4 protein-coding genes are annotated in these 1,528 nt (G+C 54.6%); all 4 read left to right on the top strand.

From position 1 onward, the window contains the following. Window positions 1-376 (top strand): TraB/VirB10 family protein (locus tag E1297_RS01935; protein WP_196223128.1); only part of this gene is annotated, 376 nt, incomplete at its 5' end. A gap of 47 nt (window positions 377-423) precedes the next feature. Next, the gene (gene traV / locus E1297_RS01930) at window positions 424-903 is read left to right on the top strand and encodes a type IV conjugative transfer system lipoprotein TraV (protein ID WP_209015588.1); all 480 of its coding nucleotides are present in this window, start codon (window positions 424-426) and stop codon (window positions 901-903) included. Continuing rightward, window positions 900-1,274: a TraA family conjugative transfer protein gene (gene traA / locus E1297_RS01925; RefSeq protein ID WP_209015587.1), complete on the top strand. Its 375-nt coding sequence runs from the start codon at window positions 900-902 to the stop codon at window positions 1,272-1,274. Before traV ends, traA begins: the two co-directional genes overlap by 4 nt. A 63-nt stretch (window positions 1,275-1,337) precedes the next feature. Continuing rightward, window positions 1,338-1,528 (top strand): hypothetical protein (locus E1297_RS01920; RefSeq protein WP_155133200.1); only part of this gene is annotated, 191 nt, incomplete at its 3' end.

Here is a 1,528-nt window from a genome sequence, read left to right as displayed (position 1 = left end):
GCACGAAACCAAATTGTGCAACAACGCCATCGGTGAGGATGGCAAAGCTGGCGTGCGGGGCAGACTTGTCTCCAAGCAAGGTCAAATCATTGCCAAAAGCCTGATGGCAGGGTTCCTGAGCGGCGTCTCTGAAGCGTTCAAGTCGGATCCAATCCCGGTCATCTCGACGGATGCAACCGCGACAGCTCAATTCCAGTCAATGCTGTCTGGAGACCTGATGGCTAACGCCGCCATCTCCGGATCATCCACTGCGCTTGAGAAAGTTGCCCAGTATTACATCGACATGGCGGACGGCATTTTCCCCGTGATCGAGATTGATGCAGGGCGACAGATTGACATCATCGTCAAGCGTGGCACCCGGCTGACCCCAAAATAACGGCTGCTTCCAAACCTTTCATGAAACCTTTTTCAGGAGATCGGCCTGTGGCCTCCAAGCTCCCCCTCTTGGCTGCGCTGTCAGCATTCACACTCGCCGGATGCGCGTCCCCCTTCAACATCGGAAGCTCCGACTATGCCTGCCCGGGTATGCCGTCAGGTGTGGCCTGTAAGTCCGCGCGCGACGTCTATGCCATGACAAATGATGGTCAGGTTCCCGCTGCAATGAACAGCATTGCAGCTGGCGTTGATGACTTATCCGGTGACACCCCGCCCTCCGCAGGCACCGCACCGATCCGAAATGCAGCCTTCGCAACAACGCGAACGCCCACCGAACCAATCCCTGTCCGCACGCCCGCCCAGGTAATGCGGATCTGGATTGCCCCTCGTGAAGACGTAAATGGCGACCTGCATGTGTCGAGCTATGTCTTCACCGAAATCGAACCCCGGCGCTGGTCTATCGGAACACCAGCTCCCCAATCCACACCGAAACTAAATCCTCTAACAACAGCAAAGGCTGGACAATGACAATAAAGATCAAACTTACCAAAACTGCCGCGATGCCTCTCGCCCTTGCCGCAATTGGCGTTGCCGCTGTTCTCGCGGGAACGGATACCGCCGCAGCCGGAACGGGTGGCACAGAGTTCAATGATATCTGGGTCAACATCACTGACTGGGTGGAAGGGACACTCGGAAAAGTCGTTGCCATGTCCATGATCCTGGTCGGTATTTTCATGGGCATCGCCCGGCAAAACCTGATGACGTTTGCAGTCGGGCTCGGAGCCGGTCTGGGCCTGAATTACGCGCCCACCGTTGTTGATTCCATCATGACCGCGACGATCAAACAGGCCGAGGGAATAACTCCAATCGCAATTCAAGTCGGTAATGGATTGCTGTGAATACAAGCACCTCATTACCGAGACAGGACTTTCGCCGTTCAAAAAACCAAATCGGAAATTGCCATGATTAAAGATAAATACAGCAAGAACAAAGATATTGTGAAAAATATGGCAGCGCGCATTGCTGCAAATGGACCGCAAACCTTTCAAACTGACGCTGATTTCGCACAAAGCTACGGTCAGGATGCGGTCGATATGGTCAGCAAGGGCGGCTTGCTGGCCGCACTGCATATTCCGGAGCATGTGACCACTGA

Source organism: Roseibium sp. RKSG952, from assembly GCF_009711355.1.
This window is presented reverse-complemented; position numbering and strand designations above follow the sequence as displayed.